The organism is Alcanivorax sp. 1008, from assembly GCF_020667895.1.
In the GTDB taxonomy this organism is placed as follows: domain Bacteria; phylum Pseudomonadota; class Gammaproteobacteria; order Pseudomonadales; family Alcanivoracaceae; genus PGZG01.
In genome coordinates this window covers 1-312 of record NZ_JAFMPS010000113.1, presented here as the reverse complement: position 1 = coordinate 312, position 312 = coordinate 1, and the positions used below count along the sequence as shown (strand labels likewise).

At 36.2% G+C, this 312-nt stretch carries 1 protein-coding gene; it reads right to left on the bottom strand.

All coding sequences use genetic code 11. The annotated features are described in order from the left end of the window. On the bottom strand, positions 1-286 hold a 286-nt coding region (locus tag J1C54_RS16520; protein ID WP_229150088.1), incomplete at its 3' end, for a putative LPS assembly protein LptD. Between the last annotated feature and the right edge of the window lie 26 nt (positions 287-312).

The following is a 312-nucleotide window of genomic DNA, read 5'->3' as shown; positions in this document are numbered from 1 at the left end:
CATCGAGGCTTGTATCATAAAAGCGTCTGATGGTTTTTAATGTCCATGTTTCTTCTAAGTTTGTACTTGCACTCACACTAAAATGATTAAAAACTTTAAAATTGGTTGTAAGTGGTATTGTATGTTTCATTCCTGCAACAGCATCATCAAACATCTCACTTTTACCAAACAAGGAATCAGTAGTATTGATGCGATATTCGCCTCTAGTATTTACCTGAAAGTTTATATTTTGAATGATTCCCTTTTTGGCGCCAGATTTAGGGGCGAAAGGGAAAACTCTACTCATTGAGGCTTGCACCGTTGGTAATGTTA